This window comes from Pseudomonas argentinensis (assembly GCF_001839655.2).
In the GTDB taxonomy this organism is placed as follows: Bacteria; Pseudomonadota; Gammaproteobacteria; order Pseudomonadales; family Pseudomonadaceae; genus Aquipseudomonas; species Aquipseudomonas argentinensis_B.
Map to the genome: position 1 here is coordinate 4904374 of NZ_CP056087.1, position 19409 is coordinate 4923782.

Genomic DNA, 19409 nt, shown 5'->3' on the forward strand with positions numbered 1-19409 from the left:
GCTGTGACAAGGGCCTCCTGTTACGACAGCGACGAAAAACCAGTCAGCTTAGAGGTTCCTTTTGGACAAGATCCTGATTCGTGGGGCCCGTACCCACAACCTGAAGAATATCGACCTGACCCTGCCACGCGACAAGCTGATCGTGATCACCGGTCTGTCCGGCTCCGGCAAGTCGTCCCTGGCCTTCGACACCCTGTATGCCGAAGGTCAGCGTCGCTACGTGGAGTCGCTGTCCGCCTATGCCCGGCAGTTCCTGTCGATGATGGAAAAGCCCGATGTCGACACCATCGAAGGCCTGTCGCCAGCGATTTCCATCGAGCAGAAGTCCACCTCGCACAACCCGCGCTCGACGGTCGGCACCATCACCGAAATCTACGACTACCTGCGCCTGCTCTACGCCCGCGCCGGTACGCCGCGCTGCCCCGACCACGACCTGCCGCTGGAAGCCCAGACGGTCAGCCAGATGGTCGACCAGGTGCTGGCCATGCCCGAAGGTAGCAAACTGATGCTGCTGGCCCCGGTGATCCGCGAGCGCAAGGGCGAGCACCTGGCGGTGTTCGACGAGCTGCGCGCCCAGGGGTTCGTGCGCGTGCGGGTCGACGGCAAGCTGTATGAGCTGGACGAGCTGCCCAAGCTCGACAAGCAGAAGAAGCACAGCATCGATGCGGTGGTCGACCGCTTCAAGGCCCGCGGCGACCTGCAGCAGCGCCTGGCCGAATCCTTCGAGACCGCGCTGAAGCTGGCCGACGGCCTGGCCCTGATTGCGCCCCTCCCAGCCGAAGGCGACAAAGAGCAGGGCGAGGAAGGCGAGGAGATCATCTTCTCCGCGCGCTTCGCCTGCCCGGTGTGCGGCCATTCGATCAGCGAACTGGAGCCCAAGCTGTTCTCCTTCAACAACCCGGCCGGCGCCTGCCCGACCTGCGACGGCTTGGGCGTGAAGCAGTTCTTCGACGCCAAGCGCCTGGTCAATGCCGAGCTGACCCTGGCCGAAGGCGCGATACGCGGCTGGGACAGACGCAACGTGTATTACTTCCAGATGCTCGGCTCGCTGGCCTCGCACTACCGCTTCAGCCTGGACAAACCCTTTGGCGAGCTCGATAGCGAGCATCAGAAAGTCATTCTCGGCGGCAGCGGTACGCAGAAGGTCGACTTCAAATACCTCAACGACCGGGGCGACATCGTCAAGCGCTCGCACCCGTTCGAGGGCATCGTGCCCAACCTCGAGCGCCGCTACCGCGAGACCGAATCGACCAGCGTACGCGAGGAGCTGGCCAAGTTTCTCAGCACCCAACCCTGCCCCGACTGCCGCGGCACGCGCCTGCGTCGCGAAGCGCGCCATGTGTGGGTGGGCGAGAAGACCCTGCCGGCGGTCACCGGCATGCCGATCGGCGCGGCCAGCGACTATTTCGGCGACCTGACCCTGGATGGCCGCCGCGGCGAGATCGCCAGCAAGATCCTCAAGGAAATCTGCGAGCGCCTGCAGTTCCTGGTCAACGTCGGCCTCGACTACCTGACCCTGGACCGCAGCGCCGACACCCTGTCCGGCGGTGAAGCCCAGCGCATCCGCCTGGCCAGCCAGATCGGCGCCGGCCTGGTGGGGGTCATGTACATTCTCGACGAACCTTCCATCGGCCTGCACCAGCGCGACAACGAGCGCCTGCTCGGCACCCTGCGCCACCTGCGCGACATCGGCAATACGGTGATCGTGGTCGAGCACGACGAGGACGCCATCCGCATGGCCGACTACGTGGTCGACATCGGCCCGGGCGCCGGCGTGCACGGCGGGCGGATCGTCGCCGAAGGTACCGCCGAAGAAGTCATGGCTCACCCCGACTCGGTCACCGGCAAGTACCTGTCCGGCCGCACCAAGATCGTCGTGCCGGCCAAGCGCACGCCCCGAGACAAGAAGCTGTCGCTGAAGATCAAGGGCGCCCGCGGCAACAACCTGCAGAACGTCAACCTGGAGATTCCCATCGGCCTGCTGACCTGCGTGACCGGGGTCTCCGGCTCGGGCAAGTCGACGCTGATCAACAACACCCTGTTCCCGCTCAGCGCCACCGCCCTGAACGGTGCCACCACCCTGGAGGCCGCCGCCCACGACAGCATCGACGGCCTGCAGCACCTGGACAAGGTGGTGGACATCGACCAGAGCCCCATCGGTCGTACGCCGCGCTCCAACCCGGCGACCTACACCGGGCTGTTCACGCCGATCCGCGAGCTGTTCGCCGGGGTACCCGAGTCACGCTCGCGCGGCTACGGCCCGGGGCGCTTCTCGTTCAACGTCAAGGGTGGCCGCTGCGAGGCGTGCCAGGGCGACGGCCTGATCAAGGTGGAGATGCACTTTCTGCCGGACATCTACGTGCCCTGCGACGTGTGCAAGAGCAAGCGCTACAACCGCGAGACCCTGGAGATCAAGTACAAGGGCAAGAGCATCCACGAGGTGCTGGAGATGACCATCGAGGACGCCCGCGCCTTCTTCGATGCCGTGCCGGCCCTGGCGCGCAAGCTGCAGACGCTGATGGATGTGGGCCTTTCCTACATCAAGCTCGGCCAGTCGGCGACCACCCTGTCCGGCGGTGAGGCGCAGCGCGTCAAGCTGTCGCGCGAGCTGAGCAAGCGCGACACCGGCAAGACCCTGTACATCCTCGACGAGCCGACCACCGGCCTGCACTTCGCGGACATCCAGCAATTGCTCGACGTGCTGCACCGCCTGCGCGACCACGGCAACACCGTGGTGGTGATCGAACACAACCTGGACGTGATCAAGACCGCCGACTGGCTGGTCGATCTCGGCCCGGAAGGCGGCTCCAAGGGTGGCCAGATCATCGCCGTCGGCACCCCGGAAGAAGTGGCCGAGATGGCGCAGTCCCACACGGGGCACTTCCTCAAGCCGTTGCTGGAGCGTGATCGCGCCTGACGGCAGCCATAAGCTGCAAGCCACAAGCGGCAAGTAAGAGCCGATACGAAAAAGCCAGAACGGAGGTAATCCGCTCTGGCTTTTTCTTGCAGCTTGAAGCTTGCGGCTTGCCGCTCACATCTGGCTCTGCAGGTACTTCTCCAGGCCCAGCTTGCCGATCAGCTGCAGCTGGATTTCCAGCCAATAGGCATGATCTTCCTCGGTGTCCTTGAGCTGCAGCAGCAGGATGTCGCGGGTCTGGTAATCCTGGTGACGCTCGCACAGTTCGATGCCCTTGCTCAGGGCAGCGCGCACCTGGTACTCGAGGGCCAGGTCGAGTTTCAGCGCGTCCGGTACGGTCTGCCCGAAGGTGAAGGCATCCGGCACCATGTCCGGCACGCCTTCCAGGAAGAGGATGCGCTTGAGCAGGGCATCGGCGTGCTGGGTCTCCTCCTCCATCTCGTGATTGATGCGCTCGTAGAGCTTGCTGAAGCCCCAGTCCTCGTACTGACGCGAGTGGATGAAGTACTGATCGCGCGCGGCCAGCTCCCCCTTGAGGAGGGTTTTCAGGTAGTCGATGACTTCGATATGGCCCTTCATGCGCGAATCCTTGGTGCAGCGAATGGAATAGGTGAATGCTCGACCCATCACCCGCCGGGGTCAAGCAAAAAGCACAACGCCCCCTAATCAGGAGGCGTTGTGCTGCAGCGGTTCGCCGACCGGACGCGAGCGCCCGGCCATGGATCAGGCGAGATCGAAGCGGTCGAGGTTCATGACCTTGGTCCAGGCGGCCACGAAGTCCTCGATGAAGCGGGCGTCGGCGCTGGCATAGACCTCGGCCTGGGCACGCAGGATGGCGTTGGAACCGAACACCAGGTCGACCCGGGTGCCGGTCCACTTCAGCTCGCCGCTCTTGCGATCACGCCCTTCGAACAGGTTGCTGTCACCGGCCGCCGCCTTCCACGCTGTGCCCATGTCGAGCAGGTTGACGAAGAAGTCGTTGGTCAGCGCGCCGGGCTTGTCGGTCAGCACACCATGGCTGGTACCGCCCAGGTTGATGTTGATCGCCCGCAGGCCGCCGATCAGCACGGTCAGCTCCGGCGCGGTCAGGGTCAGCAACTGCGCCTTGTCGATCAGCAACGCCTCGGCCGGCACGCTGTAGCGGCCCTTGAGGTAGTTGCGAAAGCCATCGGCGATCGGTTCGAGCACGGCGAAGGACTCGACATCGGTCTGTGCCTGGGACGCATCGCTGCGCCCGGGCGAGAACGGCACCTGTACGTTGCGACCGGCCTTGCTGGCGGCCTGCTCGATACCGGCATTACCGGCCAGCACGATCAGATCGGCCAGGCTCACCTGCTTGCCGCCGGTGGCGGAGCGGTTGAACTCGCCACGAATGCCCTCCAGCGTTGCCAGCACCTTGGCCAGTTGCTCGGGCTGGTTGGCCGCCCAGTCCTTTTGCGGCGCCAAGCGAATGCGCGCACCATTGGCCCCGCCGCGCTTGTCGGATCCGCGGAAGGTCGAAGCCGAGGCCCAGGCCGTGCCGACCAGCTCGGAGATCGACAGACCGGAGGCCAGTACCTGGGCCTTGAGGGCCGCCACCTCGGCGTCGTCGATCAGCGGGTGATGCACGGCCGGCAGCGGGTCCTGCCACAACAGCTCCTCTTTCGGTACTTCCGGTCCCAGATAACGCGACTTCGGCCCCAGGTCACGGTGGGTCAGCTTGAACCAGGCACGGGCGAAGGCTTCGGCGAAGGCTTGCGGGTTATCCAGAAAGCGCCGGGAGATCTTCTCGTAGGCGGGATCGAAGCGCAGCGACAGGTCGGTGGTCAGCATGGTCGGCAGACGCTTCTTCGACGGATCATGGGCATCGGGAATGATCGCCTCGGCGTTCTTGGCCACCCACTGATGGGCGCCGGCCGGGCTCTTGGTCAGCTCCCACTCGAACTTGAACAGGTTCTCGAAGAAGTTGTTGCTCCACTGCGCAGGCGTGGTCGTCCAGGTCACCTCCAGGCCACTGGTGATCGCATCGCCGGCCTTGCCGCTGCCGAACGAGCTGCTCCAGCCCAGGCCTTGCTCTTCCAGACCAGCGGCTTCCGGCTCGGCGCCAACGTGATCGGCCGGGCCGGCACCGTGGGTCTTGCCGAAGGTGTGACCGCCAGCGATCAGCGCAACGGTTTCCTCGTCGTTCATCGCCATGCGCGCGAAGGTCTCGCGGATGTCATGGGCGGCAGCGAGCGGATCCGGGTTGCCTTCAGGGCCTTCCGGGTTGACGTAGATCAGGCCCATCTGCACGGCCGCGAGGGGGTTCTCCAGATTGCGCCCCTGGCTATCGGTGCGATCCTGCTCCTGGCCATGCAGCTCGGCATCGGCGACCAGCACGCCCTGGTCGTCTTCACGGCCGGCTGCGCCCTTGCCATAGCGCTCATCGCCACCCAGCCAGGTCTTTTCGGTGCCCCAGTAAACGTCCTGATCCGGTTCCCAGGTGTCCTCACGGCCACCGGCGAAACCAAAGGTGCGGAAGCCCATGGTCTCCAGCGCGACGTTGCCGGTGAGTACCAGCAGATCGGCCCAGGAGATCTTCTGGCCGTACTTCTGCTTGATCGGCCACAGCAGGCGGCGCGATTTGTCGATGTTGACGTTGTCCGGCCAGCTGTTGAGCGGTGCGAAGCGTTGCTGGCCACGGCCAGCGCCGCCACGACCATCGCCGGTGCGGTAGGTGCCAGCGGCATGCCAGGCCATGCGGATGAACTGTGGGCCGTAATGGCCGAAGTCGGCGGGCCACCAGTCCTGCGAGTCGGTCATCAGGGCGCGCAGGTCTTTCTTCAGGGCTTCATAGTCCAGGGAGTTGAAGGCTTCGGCATAGTTGAAGGCCTCACCCAGGGGGTTGGACTTGGCGGAATGCTGGTGCAGCAGGTCGACGCGCAGCTGATTGGGCCACCAGTCACGGTTGCCGGTGCCGCCGCCAGCCGCATGCTTCGGCGTTTCCCCAGAGGCTTTCCCCGAAAAGGGGCACTTGCCCTCGCTCTTGTCACTCATCGTCTATCTCCTGGCTGGCCTGATCGTTCCCGGCTAAGCGGGATTGGCCTTGAGTATTGATGAGCACAAGCGAAGCGACAAATGAATAACAACTTACAGTGCGATAGTTTTTGACTAAAAACACCCATAAAAAAACCGGGCCTAGGCCCGGTCTTTTCTTGCAACGATGCCTTATTCGGCAGCTTCTACTGCACCACCGACCGGACGGTCGACCAGCTCAACATAAGCCATCGGGGCATTGTCGCCAGCGCGGAAACCGCACTTGAGGATACGCAGGTAACCGCCCTGACGGGTGGCGTAGCGCTTGCCCAGATCGTTGAACAGCTTGCCAACGATGGCTTTCGAACGAGTACGGTCGAAAGCCAGACGACGGTTAGCGACGCTGTCTTCTTTAGCCAGGGTGATCAGCGGCTCGGCAACGCGGCGCAGCTCCTTGGCTTTCGGCAGAGTAGTTTTGATCAGCTCATGCTCGAACAGCGATACCGCCATGTTCTGAAACATGGCCTTGCGGTGAGCGCTGGTGCGGCTGAGGTGACGGCCACTTTTACGATGACGCATGGTTCAATTCCTTACCAAACTACACGTTCGGTGATGATGACGATCAGGCAGTAGCCTTGTCGTCTTTCTTCAGACTTGCCGGCGGCCAGTTGTCGAGGCGCATACCGAGGGACAGACCACGGGAAGCCAGAACGTCCTTGATTTCGGTCAGGGACTTCTTGCCCAGGTTCGGCGTTTTGAGCAGCTCTACTTCGGTGCGCTGGATCAGGTCACCGATGTAGTAGATGTTCTCTGCCTTGAGGCAGTTGGCCGAACGGACGGTCAGTTCAAGGTCATCAACCGGACGCAGCAGGATCGGGTCGATCTCGTCTTCCTGCTCGATCACAACCGGCTCGCTGTCGCCCTTCAGGTCGACGAATGCAGCCAGCTGCTGTTGCAGGATGGTAGCGGCACGACGGATGGCCTCTTCAGGATCCAGGGTACCGTTGGTTTCGAGATCGATAACCAGCTTGTCCAGGTTGGTGCGCTGCTCGACGCGAGCGTTTTCCACCACGTAAGACACGCGACGCACCGGGCTGAAGGAAGAATCGAGCTGCAAGCGACCAATGCTGCGGCTCTCGTCTTCATCGCTCTGGCGCGAATCGGCCGGCTCATAACCGCGACCACGAGCTACGACGAGCTTCATGTTCAGCGCGCCATTAGCGGCCAGATTGGCGATTACATGGTCGCCGTTGACGATTTCAACATCATGATCCAGCTGAATGTCGGCAGCGGTTACGACGCCAGAGCCCTTCTTCGCCAGAGTCAGTGTAACTTCGTCTCGACCGTGCAGTTTGATGGCCAGACCTTTGAGGTTGAGCAGGATTTCAATGACGTCTTCCTGAACACCTTCAATGGCGCTGTACTCATGGAGTACACCGTCAATCTCGGCCTCGACTACTGCACAGCCAGGCATGGAGGACAACAGGATGCGACGCAGCGCGTTGCCCAGGGTATGGCCGAAACCACGCTCGAGAGGCTCGAGGGTGATCTTGGCGCGGGTCTGACTGACCACCTGCACATCGATATGGCGGGGGGTCAGGAACTCATTTACCGAAATCTGCATGGATGCACCTATTTTCTAGCCCTTACTTGGAGTAGAGCTCGACAATCAGGCTCTCGTTGATGTCAGCGGAGAGATCACCACGAACCGGAACGCTTTTGAACACGCCGGATTTCTTCTCGGTGTCTACATCTACCCACTCAACACGGCCACGCTGAGCACACAGCTCAAGAGCCTGAACGATGCGCAGCTGATTCTTCGACTTCTCGCGAACTGCAACCACGTCACCAGCTTTGACCTGGTAGGACGGTACGTTGACAGTCTTGCCGTTCACGCTGATCGCTTTGTGCGAAACCAGCTGACGGGACTCGGCACGCGTAGCGCCGAAGCCCATGCGGTAAACGACGTTGTCCAGACGGCACTCGAGCAGTTGCAGCAGGTTTTCGCCGGTAGCGCCTTTCTGGCTGGCTGCCTGCTTGTAGTAACCGCTGAACTGACGCTCCAGCACACCGTAGATACGACGAACTTTTTGCTTCTCACGCAGCTGGGTGCCGTAGTCGGACTGACGGCCACGGCGCTGACCGTGGATACCTGGGGCTGCTTCGATGTTGCACTTCGATTCCAGAGCGCGGACGCCGCTCTTCAGGAACAGATCAGTGCCTTCACGACGAGACAGTTTGCATTTGGGACCAATGTAACGAGCCATTTCTCACTGTCTCCTGATTACACGCGACGCTTCTTCGAAGGACGGCACCCGTTATGCGGGATAGGCGTCACATCGGTGATGCTGGCGATCTTGTAACCGCAGCCGTTAAGAGCACGGACAGCGGACTCACGACCCGGACCTGGGCCCTTGACGTTGACGTCGAGGTTCTTCAGGCCGTATTCCAGCGCAGCTTGACCAGCACGCTCTGCAGCCACCTGGGCAGCGAACGGGGTGGACTTGCGGGAACCGCGGAAACCCGAACCACCGGAAGTAGCCCAGGACAGGGCGTTACCTTGACGGTCGGTGATGGTCACGATGGTGTTGTTGAAAGAAGCGTGGATGTGGGCGATGCCATCAACCACCGTCTTTTTGACTTTCTTACGAGTACGAGCAGCAGGTTTTGCCATGACTAAATTCCTGTCGATTCGCGAACGCGATTACTTGCGGATCGGCTTACGCGGGCCCTTACGGGTGCGTGCGTTGGTCTTGGTGCGCTGACCGCGAACCGGCAGACCTTTACGATGACGCAGGCCGCGGTAGCAACCCAGATCCATCAAGCGTTTGATTTTCATGTTCACTTCACGGCGCAGATCACCCTCGGTATTCACCTTGGCGACTTCACCACGCAGCTGCTCGATCTGCTCGTCAGAGAGATCCTTGATCTTTGCTGCCGGATTGATCCCGGTAGCGGCACAGATCTTCTGTGCAGTAGTGCGACCAACACCAAAGATGTAGGTCAGCGAGATAACAGCGTGCTTGTTATCCGGAATGTTAACGCCTGCAATACGGGCCATTCAGTGGAACTCCAATTGACAGCTACCTACGCCCCGGAAGCCAAGAAATGGGGCGCGAGATATTATCGCTGTAAAAACAAATAATCAACCCGGCAGCGCACTAGCTGCCGGGCTTATAGCGTCGATCACATTCAGCCTTGGCGCTGTTTGTGACGCGGTTCCGCGCTGCAAATCACTCGCACTACACCTTCACGGCGAATAATTTTGCAGTTGCGGCACAGCTTTTTCACCGATGCACGAACTTTCATCACCAACTCCTCGAACCTTATGGACACTTCAGCGGAGCATGCCGCTGCCGTAGCCCTTCAGGTTGGCTTTCTTCATCAGGGATTCGTACTGGTGTGAAACGAGGTGCGATTGTACTTGCGACATGAAGTCCATCACAACCACCACCACGATCAGCAACGAGGTCCCGCCAAGGTAGAACGGTACGTTGGCCGCCACCACCAGAAACTGGGGCAACAAGCATACGGCCGTCATGTACAGAGCACCGAACATGGTCAAGCGGGTCAGAACGCCATCGATATAGCGTGCGGACTGCTCACCGGGACGGATACCCGGAATAAAGGCACCGGACTTCTTCAGGTTTTCCGCTACGTCTTTCGGGTTGAACATCAGCGCTGTATAGAAGAAGCAGAAGAAAATGATCCCTGCACTAAACAGCAAAATGTTCAACGGCTGACCAGGAGCGATAGCCTGTGAAATATCCTGCAGCCAGCCCATACCTTCGGACTGACCAAACCAGGCACCCAGCGAGGCCGGGAACAACAGAAGGCTGCTGGCGAAGATGGCCGGGATTACGCCCGCCATATTCACCTTCAACGGCAGGTGGCTGGTCTGCGCAGCGAAGACCTTGCGGCCCTGCTGACGCTTGGCGTAGTGCACCGCGATGCGACGCTGGCCACGCTCAATGAACACCACGAAACCGATGATCGCTACTGCCAGCAAACCGATGGCGATGAGGGCGAAGATATTGATATCGCCCTGCCGTGCAGACTCGAAAGACTGCCCGATCGCCGACGGCAGACCGGCTACGATGCCCGCAAAAATCAGCATCGAAATACCGTTGCCAACACCGCGCTCGGTGATCTGCTCGCCCAGCCACATCATGAACATTGCACCCGCCACGAAGGTGGTGACTGCAACGAAGTGGAAGCCGAAATCAGCCGAGAACGCTACGCCCTGGCTCGCCAGGCCAACGGACATGCCGATAGCCTGGACGAACGCCAGAACCAAGGTGCCGTAGCGGGTGTACTGGCTGATCTTGCGACGACCAGCCTCACCTTCCTTCTTCAACTGCTCCAGCTGCGGGCTCACGGCGGTCATCAACTGCATGATGATCGATGCCGAAATGTACGGCATGATCCCCAGTGCAAAGATGCTCATCCGCTCCAGCGCGCCGCCGGAAAACATGTTGAACAAGCTAAGAATGGTCCCCTCATTCTGTCGAAACAGATCGGCCAGACGGTCAGGGTTTATACCGGGAACTGGGATATGCGCGCCGATTCGATAGACGATGATCGCCATGAACAGAAAGCGCAGACGAGCCCAGAGTTCGGACAACCCGCCACCAGCCAGAGCAGAGAGAGCACCTTGCTTAGCCATTTATTCCTCGAACTTACCGCCAGCTGCTTCGATAGCCGCACGCGCACCTTTGGTGGCAGCGATACCTTTGAGGGTGACCGCGCGAGTAATCTCACCGGACAGCATGACTTTCACACGCTGTACGTTTTGATTAATCAGGTTGGCATCCTTCAGCGCCTGCAGAGTAACTACGTCGCCTTCGATCTTGTTCAGCTCGGAGGTACGCACTTGCGCACGATCCATAGCTTTCAGAGACACGAAACCGAACTTGGGAAGACGACGGTGCAGAGGCTGCTGGCCGCCTTCGAAACCCGGAGCAATGGTGCCACCGGAGCGGGAGGTCTGACCCTTGTGACCACGGCCACCGGTCTTGCCCAAACCACTACCGATACCACGGCCCGGACGGTGCTTCTCGCGACGGGAACCCGGCGCTGGACTCAAATCGTTCAGGTACATGGATCAACCCTCCACACGGAGAAGGTAATAAGCCTTGTTGATCATGCCGCGGTTTTCCGGAGTATCCAGAACCTCGACGGTATGATTGATGCGACGCAGGCCGAGACCCTTGACGCAGGCTTTGTGATTGGCCAGACGGCCATTGGTGCTCTTGATCAGAGTCACTTTGACGGTGTTAGCCATGGTTAGAGAATCTCCTCGACACTCTTGCCACGCTTGGCTGCAACCGAATCCGGAGACTGCATAGCCTTCAGACCTTTGAAAGTGGCATGAACCACGTTCACAGGGTTGGTAGAGCCGTAGCACTTGGCCAGAACGTTCTGAACACCAGCGACTTCCAGGACGGCACGCATGGCGCCACCAGCGATGATGCCGGTACCTTCGGAAGCGGGCTGCATGTAAACCTTCGAAGCGCCGTGGGCGGACTTCATGGCGTACTGCAGGGTGGTGCCGTTCAGATCAACTTGGATCATGTTGCGACGAGCAGCTTCCATCGCCTTCTGGATGGCAGCCGGCACTTCACGGGATTTGCCACGGCCGAAACCTACACGGCCCTTGCCATCACCTACCACGGTCAGCGCGGTGAAGGTGAAGATACGGCCGCCTTTAACGGTCTTGGCAACGCGGTTCACCTGAACCAGCTTCTCGATATAGCCTTCGTCGCGCTTTTGGTCGTTATTTGCCATAACTTAGAACTCCAGCCCGCCTTCACGAGCAGCATCAGCCAGCGCCTTGACGCGGCCGTGGTACTTGAAGCCAGAACGGTCGAATGCAACCTGGGTCACGCCAGCGGCTTTCGCACGCTCGGCAACCAGCTCACCAACTTTCTTGGCCGCGTCGACGTTGCCGGTGGCGCCGTCACGCAGTGCTTTGTCCAAGGTAGAGGCGCTGGCCAGAACCTTGCTGCCGTCGGCCGAGATGACCTGGGCGTAGATGTGCTGCGAAGAGCGATACACGCACAGACGCACGGCTTCGAGCTCGTGCATTTTCAGGCGTGCTTTGCGAGCGCGACGCAGACGAGTAACTTTTTTGTCGGTCATTTCCTAGCCCCTTACTTCTTCTTGGCTTCTTTACGGCGGACGACTTCGTCAGCGTAACGAACACCTTTGCCCTTGTAAGGTTCAGGACGGCGGAAGTCACGAATCTCCGCGGCAACCTGACCAACCAGCTGCTTGTCGACACCCTTGATGAGGATCTCGGTCTGGTTCGGGGTTTCGGCCACAACGCCTTCCGGCAGTTGGTAGTCGATAGGGTGAGAGAAGCCCAACGCCAGGTTCAGCACCTGACCCTTGGCCTGCGCCTTGTAACCAACACCGATCAGCTGGAGCTTGCGCTCGAAGCCTTGGCTTACGCCGATGACCATGTTGTTAACCAGAGCGCGGGTAGTACCGGCCATCGCACGAGTCTGCTGGTCGCCGTTGCGAGCAGCGAAACGCAGCTCACCGGATTCCTGCAGCACCTCAACGGACGAGTGAACGTTCAGTTCCAGAGTGCCCTTGGCACCCTTCACCGAAAGCTGCTGACCGGCGAGTTTGATCTCTACACCAGCAGGCAGCTTGACGGGGTTCTTAGCAACGCGAGACATGCTTATCCCCCCTTAGAACACAGTGCAAAGCACTTCGCCGCCGACACCGGCAGCGCGCGCAGCGCGGTCCGTCATCACACCCTTGTTGGTGGAGACGATGGAAACACCGAGACCGCCGCGAACTTTCGGCAGATCATCGACGGATTTGTACTGGCGAAGGCCGGGACGGCTGACGCGCTTGACCTCTTCGATGACCGGACGGCCTTCGAAGTACTTCAGCTCGATGGACAGCTGCGGCTTTGCTTCGCCGCTGATCTGATAACCCGCAATATAACCTTCGTCTTTGAGAACTTTGGCTACAGCCACCTTCAGGGTAGAAGAAGGCATGCTTACGACGGACTTTTCAGCCATCTGGGCATTACGGATACGAGTTAGCATGTCCGCTAACGGGTCCTGCATACTCATGGGCTAGACGCTCCTGATACAAAAAGAATTAGCCTCTCGGCTAAAGAATCACCAGAGCTCACGGAAATCCGGGCTCAGGAGAGCCGGGCATTCTAGAGACTGATCAAAAATGAATCAAGCCCCAAAAGGGGCTTGATTGATATTGCTTGAACGCCGGAGCAGGCTCCGGCGTTTGCCGCGTCGGCTTACCAGCTGGCCTTGACCAGACCTGGTACGTCGCCACGCATGGCTGCTTCACGCAGCTTGATACGCGACAGACCGAACTTGCGGAATACACCGTGCGGACGACCGGTGATGCGGCAGCGGTTGCGCAGGCGCGAAGCGCTGGCATCACGTGGTTGCTTCTGCAGGGCGACGCTGGCTTCCCAACGGGCTTCTGGAGTTGCGTTCTGATCCACGATGATGGCTTTCAGCTCGGCACGCTTTTTGGCGTACTTGGCAACCGTGCGCTGACGCTTCAGCTCGCGGTTTTTCATGCTCGTCTTGGCCATGTTCCTACTCCAATCAGTTGCGGAACGGGAATTTGAAAGCACGCAGCAGAGCGCGACCTTCGTCATCCGTACGGGCAGTGGTGGTCAGGGTGATGTCCAGACCACGCAGCGCATCGATCTTGTCGTAATCGATTTCCGGGAAGATGATCTGCTCTTTCACGCCCATGCTGTAGTTGCCGCGGCCGTCGAAGGACTTGGCATTCAGGCCGCGGAAGTCACGCACGCGCGGCAGGGAGATGGACAGCAGACGATCCAGGAACTCGTACATACGCTCGCGACGCAGAGTGACCTTGACGCCAATCGGCCAACCTTCACGAACCTTGAAACCTGCGATCGACTTGCGGGCATGAGTCACGACGACTTTCTGACCGGTGATCTTCTCGAGGTCGGCAACGGCGTTCTCGATGACTTTCTTGTCACCGATCGCTTCGCCCAGGCCCATGTTCAGGGTGATCTTGGTGATGCGCGGAACTTCCATCACGTTGGCCAGCTTCAGTTCTTCCTTCAGCTTGGGCGCGATTTCCTTCCGGTAAATCTCTTTCAGTCGTGCCATGGTGTTTTACCTATGATTCTCAAGCGCCAACCGGCTTCTGGGTGGACTTGAAGACACGAATTTTCTTGCCGTCTTCGACTTTGAAACCAACGCGGTCAGCCTTGTTGGTCTCGCTGTTGAAAATGGCAACGTTGGAAGCGTGCAGTGGCGCTTCTTTCTCGACGATACCGCCTTGAACGCCCGACATCGGGTTCGGCTTGGTATGACGCTTGACCAGGTTGATGCCACCGACGACCAGACGGTCGTCAGCGAGAACCTTGAGCACCTTACCGCGCTTACCTTTGTCTTTGCCGGCGATCACGATGATCTCGTCGTCACGACGAATCTTTTGCATGTCGGATCTCCTTAAAGCACTTCAGGGGCGAGCGAGACGATCTTCATGAACTTCTCGGTACGCAGTTCACGGGTCACTGGCCCGAAGATGCGGGTACCGATCGGCTCCTGCTTGTTGTTCAGCAGAACAGCAGCGTTGCCGTCGAAGCGAATGATCGAACCGTCGGCACGGCGAACGCCGTGACGGGTACGAACGACCACTGCGGTCATGACCTGACCTTTCTTCACTTTGCCGCGCGGAATTGCTTCCTTGACGGTGACCTTGATGATGTCGCCGATGCCGGCGTAGCGACGATGGGAGCCGCCCAACACCTTGATGCACATGACACGACGTGCACCGCTGTTGTCAGCCACATCGAGCATGGATTGAGTCTGAATCATAAAATTTCTCCGACCCTTAGCTCTTAGACTTCGACGGCGCGTTCGACGACTTCAACCAGAGCCCAGGACTTGGTCTTGGACTGCGGACGGGTTTCACGGATGGAAACCTTGTCGCCGATCTTGCACTGGTTGGATTCGTCGTGAGCGTGCAGCTTGGTCGAACGCTTGACGTATTTACCGTAGATCGGGTGCTTTACGCGACGCTCGATCAGAACGGTGATGGTCTTGTCCATCTTGTCGCTGACGACACGGCCGGTCAGCGTACGGACTGTTTTTTCAACTTCGGCCATGATCACTTACCTGCCTGCTGGTTGAGCACAGTTTTCACACGAGCAATGTCGCGCTTAACTTGCGAGAGCAGGTGAGACTGCCCCAACTGACCAGTTGCTTTCTGCATGCGCAGATTGAACTGGTCGCGCAGCAGGCCGAGCAGTTGCTCGTTCAGCTGCTCTGCGTTTTTTTCACGAAGTTCTTTCGCTTTCATCACATCACCGTCCGTTTAACAAAGGTGGTGGCGAGCGGCAGCTTTGCAGCAGCCAGGGCGAAAGCCTCACGCGCCAGCTCTTCGGAAACGCCTTCGATCTCGTACAGGACCTTGCCTGGCTGGATCTGGGCTACCCAATATTCAACGCCACCCTTACCTTTACCCATACGCACCTCGAGAGGCTTCTTGGTAACCGGCTTGTCCGGGAAAACGCGAATCCAGATCTTCCCGCCACGCTTAACGTGACGAGTCAGAGCACGACGAGCGGACTCGATCTGACGGGCGGTGAGACGACCGCGGGCAACGGACTTCAGGGCGAACTCGCCGAAGCTGACCTTGCTACCGCGTTGAGCCAGACCACGATTGTGGCCGGTCATCTGCTTACGGAACTTCGTACGCTTTGGTTGCAACATGATGCGTACTCCTTATTTCTTAGCAGCTTTACGAGGCGCAGGTGCTTGCGGCTTCAGCTCTTCATGGCGGCCACCGATGACCTCGCCCTTGAAGATCCAAACCTTCACACCGATCACACCGTAGGTGGTGTGCGCTTCGTAGGTGGCATAGTCAATGTCAGCGCGCAGGGTGTGCAACGGCACACGACCTTCGCGGTACCACTCGGTACGTGCGATTTCCGCACCGCCGAGACGACCACTCACCTGGATCTTGATGCCCTTGGCACCAATACGCATGGCGTTCTGTACAGCGCGCTTCATGGCGCGACGGAACATAACGCGACGCTCCAGCTGCTGAGCTACGCTCTGCGCAACCAGCATACCGTCGAGCTCCGGCTTGCGGATCTCTTCGATATTGATGTGCACCGGCACACCCATTTGCTTGGTCAGGTCCTGACGCAGCTTCTCAACATCTTCACCTTTCTTGCCGATCACGATGCCGGGACGAGCGGTGTGGATGGTGATGCGTGCGGTTTGAGCCGGACGAGCGATGTCGACACGGCTTACGGACGCGCTTTTTAGTTTGTCGAGGAGATACTCACGCACCTTCAGATCAGCGAACAGGTAGTCCGCATAAGTCCGGCCGTCTGCGTACCAGACGGAGGTGTGATCCTTGACGATTCCCAGGCGAATGCCAGTGGGATGTACTTTCTGACCCATCTGATCGACTCCGTTACTTGTCCGCAACCTTGACAGTGATATGGCAAGACCGCTTGACGATGCGATCAGCGCGGCCTTTGGCACGCGGCATGATGCGCTTCAGCGAACGCCCTTCGTTGACGAAAACGGTGCTGACCTTCAGGTCATCAACGTCGGCGCCTTCGTTGTGCTCGGCGTTGGCCACGGCCGACTCCAGCACTTTCTTCATGATTTCCGCGGCTTTCTTACTGCTGAAAGCCAGCAGGTTGAGCGCTTCGCCCACCTTCTTCCCGCGGATCTGGTCGGCGACCAAGCGGGCTTTCTGGGCGGAGATGCGAGCGCCCGACAACTTAGCGGCTACTTCCATTTCCTTACCCCTTAACGCTTGGCTTTCTTGTCAGCCACGTGCCCACGATAAGTGCGGGTACCGGCGAACTCGCCCAGTTTGTGGCCGACCATGTCTTCGTTCACGAGAACGGGGACGTGTTGACGGCCGTTATGCACGGCGATGGTCAGACCGACCATCTGCGGCAGAATCATCGAACGACGCGACCAGGTTTTAACCGGCTTGCGATCGTTCTTTTCTGCTGCCACTTCGACCTTCTTCAGTAGGTGAAGATCGATAAAAGGACCTTTTTTCAGAGAACGTGGCACTGTCGTATCCCTCTAGTTACTTGCGACGACGGACGATCATGTTGTCGGTGCGTTTGTTACCACGAGTCTTCGCGCCCTTAGTCGGGAAGCCCCATGGAGACACCGGATGACGACCACCAGAGGTACGACCTTCACCACCACCGTGTGGGTGGTCGACCGGGTTCATGGCAACACCACGAACGGTCGGGCGAACGCCACGCCAGCGCTTGGCACCAGCTTTACCCAGCGAACGCAGGCTGTGCTCGGAGTTCGAGACTTCGCCCAGGGTCGCGCGGCATTCGGCCAGCACTTTACGCATTTCACCGCTGCGCAGACGCAGGGTGACGTAGACGCCTTCACGAGCGATCAGCTGCGCCGAAGCACCAGCGGAACGAGCGATCTGAGCACCTTTGCCCGGCTTCAGCTCGATACCGTGAACGGTCGAACCCACCGGAATGTTACGCAGCGGCAGGCTGTTGCCGGCCTTGATCGGCGCCATCGAACCTGCAACCAGCTGATCGCCGGCGCTCACACCTTTCGGTGCGATGATGTAACGACGCTCACCGTCGGCATATTTCAGCAGAGCGATGTGCGCGGTACGGTTCGGGTCATATTCAACGCGCTCGACAGTGGCAGGAATGCCATCTTTGTCGTTGCGACGAAAATCGACCAGACGGTAATGCTGCTTGTGACCACCACCGATATGACGGGTGGTGATACGGCCGTTGTTGTTACGACCGCCAGACTTCGACTTCTTCTCGAGCAGTGGAGCATGAGGAGCGCCTTTGTGCAGCTCCTGATTGACCACCTTGACCACAAAACGGCGGCCCGCGGAAGTCGGTTTGCATTTAACGATTGCCATGATGCACCCCTTCCTTACTCAGCACTGCTGGTGGCGAAATCGAGATCCTGGCCTGGCTGAAGGGAGATGATCGCCTTCTTCCAGTCGTTACGCTTGCCCAGACCGCGAGCGGTGCGCTTGCTCTTGCCCAGAACGTTCTGGGTAGTGACATGCTGAACCTTCACGCTGAACAGGCTTTCGACGGCCTTCTTGATTTCCAGCTTGGTTGCGTCAGTCGCAACTTTGAAAACGAACTGGCTTTTCTTGTCTGCCAGAGTCGTGGCCTTCTCGGAGATGTGCGGGCCAAGCAGCACTTTGAATACGCGTTCCTGGTTCATCCCAGCAGCTCCTCGAATTTCTTCACGGCAGAAACGGTAACCAGTACCTTTTCATACGCGATCAGACTGACCGGATCGGAACCCTGCACGTCACGAACGTCGACGTGTGGCAGGTTGCGAGCAGCCAGGTACAGATTTTGATCTACGGCGTCGGAGACGATCAGAACGTCGCTCAGACCCAGACCATTCAGCTTGCCCAGCAGCTCTTTGGTTTTCGGAGCTTCGACAGCGAAGTCTTCCACCACTACCAGACGGTCGCTACGGACCAGCTCAGCAAGAATCGAACGGATCGCAGCGCGATACATCTTCTTGTTCAGCTTCTGATCATGGTTCTGCGGACGTGCTGCGAAGGTCACACCACCGCCACGCCAGATCGGACCACGGGAAGTACCGGCACGCGCACGGCCAGTACCCTTCTGACGCCACGGGCGCTTACCGCCACCGGAAACGTCGGAACGTGTCTTCTGCTGCTTGCTGCCCTGACGGCCGCCAGCCATGTAGGCGACGACAGCTTGGTGAACCAGGGTCTCGTTGTAGTCGCCACCGAAAGTCGCATCGGAGACTTCGATCGCTTGAGCGCCATTTACATTTAATTGCATGTCAGCTTCCCCTTAACCGCGAGCCTTGGCAGCCGGACGCACAACCAGGTTGCCGCCAGTAGCGCCGGGAACGGCACCCTTGACCAGCAGCAGGTTGCGTTCAGCATCCACGCGCACTACTTCCAGGGACTGCACAGTCACGCGCTCAGCACCCATGTGACCGGACATTTTCTTGCCCTTGAATACACGGCCCGGCGTCTGGCACTGGCCAATCGAACCCGGAACGCGGTGGGACACGGAGTTACCGTGGGTATTGTCTTGGCCGCGGAAGTTCCAACGCTTGATGGTACCGGCGAAGCCTTTACCTTTGGACTGACCGGTCACGTCGACCAGTTGACCAGCTTGGAAGATTTCAGCGTTGATCAGATCGCCAGCCTGGTAGTCGCCTTCTTCAAGACGGAATTCCAGAACGGTACGACCTGCCGCGACGTTCGCCTTGGCGAAGTGACCGGCTTGAGCCTTGCTGACACGAGAAACGCGACGCTCGCCGACAGTGACTTGCACTGCACGATAGCCATCGGACTCCTCAGTTTTGAACTGGGTGACGCGATTCGGCTCGATCTCAATGACCGTGACCGGAATGGAGACACCTTCTTCGGTGAAAATGCGGGTCATGCCGCACTTACGACCGACTACACCAATAGTCATGTTGTAACCTCATGA

General features: G+C 59.4%; 30 protein-coding genes. 1 reads left to right on the forward strand and 29 read right to left on the reverse strand.

What is annotated here, in order from left to right:
* Positions 1–61: 61 nt before the first annotated feature.
* Positions 62–2917: an excinuclease ABC subunit UvrA gene (gene uvrA / locus SA190iCDA_RS22270; protein ID WP_070887131.1), complete on the forward strand. Its 2856-nt coding sequence runs from the start codon at positions 62–64 to the stop codon at positions 2915–2917.
* Positions 2918–3031: 114 nt separating this feature from the next.
* Here the strand turns inward: uvrA and bfr are convergent, their stop codons facing one another.
* The 29 genes from bfr to rplC form a co-directional block, all read right to left on the reverse strand.
* Entirely contained in the window at positions 3032–3496 is a 465-nt protein-coding gene (bfr, locus tag SA190iCDA_RS22275) for a bacterioferritin (RefSeq protein ID WP_070887130.1), read from the reverse strand.
* A 144-nt stretch (positions 3497–3640) separates the two neighbouring features.
* Positions 3641–5932 carry a catalase/peroxidase HPI gene (gene katG / locus SA190iCDA_RS22280; RefSeq protein WP_070887129.1) on the reverse strand — a complete coding sequence of 764 codons (2292 nt, stop codon included), beginning with the start codon at positions 5930–5932 and terminating at the stop codon, positions 3641–3643.
* Positions 5933–6103: 171 nt separating this feature from the next.
* Complete coding sequence (gene rplQ, locus SA190iCDA_RS22285) at positions 6104–6490, reverse strand: 50S ribosomal protein L17 (protein WP_042552930.1); 387 nt, start codon at positions 6488–6490, stop codon at positions 6104–6106.
* Between the two features lie 43 nt (positions 6491–6533).
* On the reverse strand, positions 6534–7535 hold the full coding sequence (locus SA190iCDA_RS22290; RefSeq protein ID WP_013789775.1) for a DNA-directed RNA polymerase subunit alpha: 1002 nt from the start codon (positions 7533–7535) through the stop codon (positions 6534–6536).
* Positions 7536–7557: 22 nt separating this feature from the next.
* On the reverse strand, positions 7558–8178 hold the full coding sequence (gene rpsD / locus SA190iCDA_RS22295) for a 30S ribosomal protein S4 (protein WP_013789774.1): 621 nt from the start codon (positions 8176–8178) through the stop codon (positions 7558–7560).
* A gap of 17 nt (positions 8179–8195) precedes the next feature.
* Positions 8196–8585 (reverse strand): 30S ribosomal protein S11, encoded by a 390-nt coding sequence (gene rpsK / locus SA190iCDA_RS22300; RefSeq protein WP_013789773.1) that lies wholly within the window; start codon positions 8583–8585, stop codon positions 8196–8198.
* Positions 8586–8615: 30 nt separating this feature from the next.
* Positions 8616–8972, reverse strand: coding sequence for a 30S ribosomal protein S13 (gene rpsM, locus SA190iCDA_RS22305; RefSeq protein WP_070887128.1), 357 nt, complete (start codon positions 8970–8972; stop codon positions 8616–8618).
* Positions 8973–9103: 131 nt separating this feature from the next.
* Positions 9104–9220, reverse strand: a complete 117-nt coding sequence (gene rpmJ / locus SA190iCDA_RS22310) for a 50S ribosomal protein L36 (RefSeq protein ID WP_002555468.1) — start codon at positions 9218–9220, stop codon at positions 9104–9106.
* 28 nt (positions 9221–9248) lie between these two features.
* The gene (gene secY, locus SA190iCDA_RS22315; protein WP_070887127.1) at positions 9249–10577 is read right to left on the reverse strand and encodes a preprotein translocase subunit SecY; all 1329 of its coding nucleotides are present in this window, start codon (positions 10575–10577) and stop codon (positions 9249–9251) included.
* Entirely contained in the window at positions 10578–11012 is a 435-nt protein-coding gene (rplO, locus tag SA190iCDA_RS22320) for a 50S ribosomal protein L15 (RefSeq protein ID WP_070887126.1), read from the reverse strand.
* Positions 11013–11015: 3 nt separating this feature from the next.
* A complete protein-coding gene (gene rpmD, locus SA190iCDA_RS22325; RefSeq protein WP_013789769.1) occupies positions 11016–11195 on the reverse strand; it encodes a 50S ribosomal protein L30 in 180 nt (59 codons plus the stop codon).
* Positions 11196–11197: 2 nt separating this feature from the next.
* Positions 11198–11698 carry a 30S ribosomal protein S5 gene (rpsE, locus tag SA190iCDA_RS22330; protein WP_013789768.1) on the reverse strand — a complete coding sequence of 167 codons (501 nt, stop codon included), beginning with the start codon at positions 11696–11698 and terminating at the stop codon, positions 11198–11200.
* Positions 11699–11701: 3 nt separating this feature from the next.
* Positions 11702–12052: a 50S ribosomal protein L18 gene (rplR, locus tag SA190iCDA_RS22335; protein WP_003293038.1), complete on the reverse strand. Its 351-nt coding sequence runs from the start codon at positions 12050–12052 to the stop codon at positions 11702–11704.
* A gap of 11 nt (positions 12053–12063) precedes the next feature.
* A complete protein-coding gene (rplF, locus tag SA190iCDA_RS22340; RefSeq protein ID WP_013789767.1) occupies positions 12064–12597 on the reverse strand; it encodes a 50S ribosomal protein L6 in 534 nt (177 codons plus the stop codon).
* Positions 12598–12609: 12 nt separating this feature from the next.
* On the reverse strand, positions 12610–13002 hold the full coding sequence (gene rpsH / locus SA190iCDA_RS22345) for a 30S ribosomal protein S8 (protein ID WP_013789766.1): 393 nt from the start codon (positions 13000–13002) through the stop codon (positions 12610–12612).
* Between the two features lie 185 nt (positions 13003–13187).
* Positions 13188–13493: a 30S ribosomal protein S14 gene (rpsN, locus tag SA190iCDA_RS22350; protein ID WP_013789765.1), complete on the reverse strand. Its 306-nt coding sequence runs from the start codon at positions 13491–13493 to the stop codon at positions 13188–13190.
* A 13-nt stretch (positions 13494–13506) separates the two neighbouring features.
* The gene (gene rplE / locus SA190iCDA_RS22355; RefSeq protein WP_013789764.1) at positions 13507–14046 is read right to left on the reverse strand and encodes a 50S ribosomal protein L5; all 540 of its coding nucleotides are present in this window, start codon (positions 14044–14046) and stop codon (positions 13507–13509) included.
* A 19-nt stretch (positions 14047–14065) separates the two neighbouring features.
* Positions 14066–14380, reverse strand: a complete 315-nt coding sequence (rplX, locus tag SA190iCDA_RS22360) for a 50S ribosomal protein L24 (RefSeq protein ID WP_003463290.1) — start codon at positions 14378–14380, stop codon at positions 14066–14068.
* A gap of 11 nt (positions 14381–14391) precedes the next feature.
* Positions 14392–14760 carry a 50S ribosomal protein L14 gene (gene rplN / locus SA190iCDA_RS22365; RefSeq protein WP_002555479.1) on the reverse strand — a complete coding sequence of 123 codons (369 nt, stop codon included), beginning with the start codon at positions 14758–14760 and terminating at the stop codon, positions 14392–14394.
* Between the two features lie 23 nt (positions 14761–14783).
* Entirely contained in the window at positions 14784–15050 is a 267-nt protein-coding gene (gene rpsQ / locus SA190iCDA_RS22370; protein ID WP_003243904.1) for a 30S ribosomal protein S17, read from the reverse strand.
* A 2-nt stretch (positions 15051–15052) separates the two neighbouring features.
* Positions 15053–15244, reverse strand: a complete 192-nt coding sequence (gene rpmC / locus SA190iCDA_RS22375; RefSeq protein ID WP_013789763.1) for a 50S ribosomal protein L29 — start codon at positions 15242–15244, stop codon at positions 15053–15055.
* Positions 15244–15657 carry a 50S ribosomal protein L16 gene (gene rplP, locus SA190iCDA_RS22380; RefSeq protein WP_003243901.1) on the reverse strand — a complete coding sequence of 138 codons (414 nt, stop codon included), beginning with the start codon at positions 15655–15657 and terminating at the stop codon, positions 15244–15246. The genes rpmC and rplP overlap by 1 nt, the downstream gene beginning before the upstream one ends.
* A gap of 12 nt (positions 15658–15669) precedes the next feature.
* Positions 15670–16356 (reverse strand): 30S ribosomal protein S3, encoded by a 687-nt coding sequence (gene rpsC / locus SA190iCDA_RS22385; RefSeq protein WP_013789762.1) that lies wholly within the window; start codon positions 16354–16356, stop codon positions 15670–15672.
* Between the two features lie 13 nt (positions 16357–16369).
* Complete coding sequence (gene rplV / locus SA190iCDA_RS22390; RefSeq protein WP_003103908.1) at positions 16370–16702, reverse strand: 50S ribosomal protein L22; 333 nt, start codon at positions 16700–16702, stop codon at positions 16370–16372.
* 11 nt (positions 16703–16713) lie between these two features.
* On the reverse strand, positions 16714–16989 hold the full coding sequence (gene rpsS / locus SA190iCDA_RS22395; RefSeq protein WP_013789761.1) for a 30S ribosomal protein S19: 276 nt from the start codon (positions 16987–16989) through the stop codon (positions 16714–16716).
* Positions 16990–17005: 16 nt separating this feature from the next.
* A complete protein-coding gene (gene rplB, locus SA190iCDA_RS22400) occupies positions 17006–17830 on the reverse strand; it encodes a 50S ribosomal protein L2 (protein WP_013789760.1) in 825 nt (274 codons plus the stop codon).
* A 14-nt stretch (positions 17831–17844) separates the two neighbouring features.
* Positions 17845–18147: a 50S ribosomal protein L23 gene (gene rplW / locus SA190iCDA_RS22405; RefSeq protein WP_013789759.1), complete on the reverse strand. Its 303-nt coding sequence runs from the start codon at positions 18145–18147 to the stop codon at positions 17845–17847.
* Complete coding sequence (rplD, locus tag SA190iCDA_RS22410; protein WP_013789758.1) at positions 18144–18746, reverse strand: 50S ribosomal protein L4; 603 nt, start codon at positions 18744–18746, stop codon at positions 18144–18146. The genes rplW and rplD overlap by 4 nt, the downstream gene beginning before the upstream one ends.
* Positions 18747–18758: 12 nt before the next feature.
* Complete coding sequence (gene rplC, locus SA190iCDA_RS22415; RefSeq protein WP_013789757.1) at positions 18759–19394, reverse strand: 50S ribosomal protein L3; 636 nt, start codon at positions 19392–19394, stop codon at positions 18759–18761.
* Positions 19395–19409: the final 15 nt, after the last annotated feature.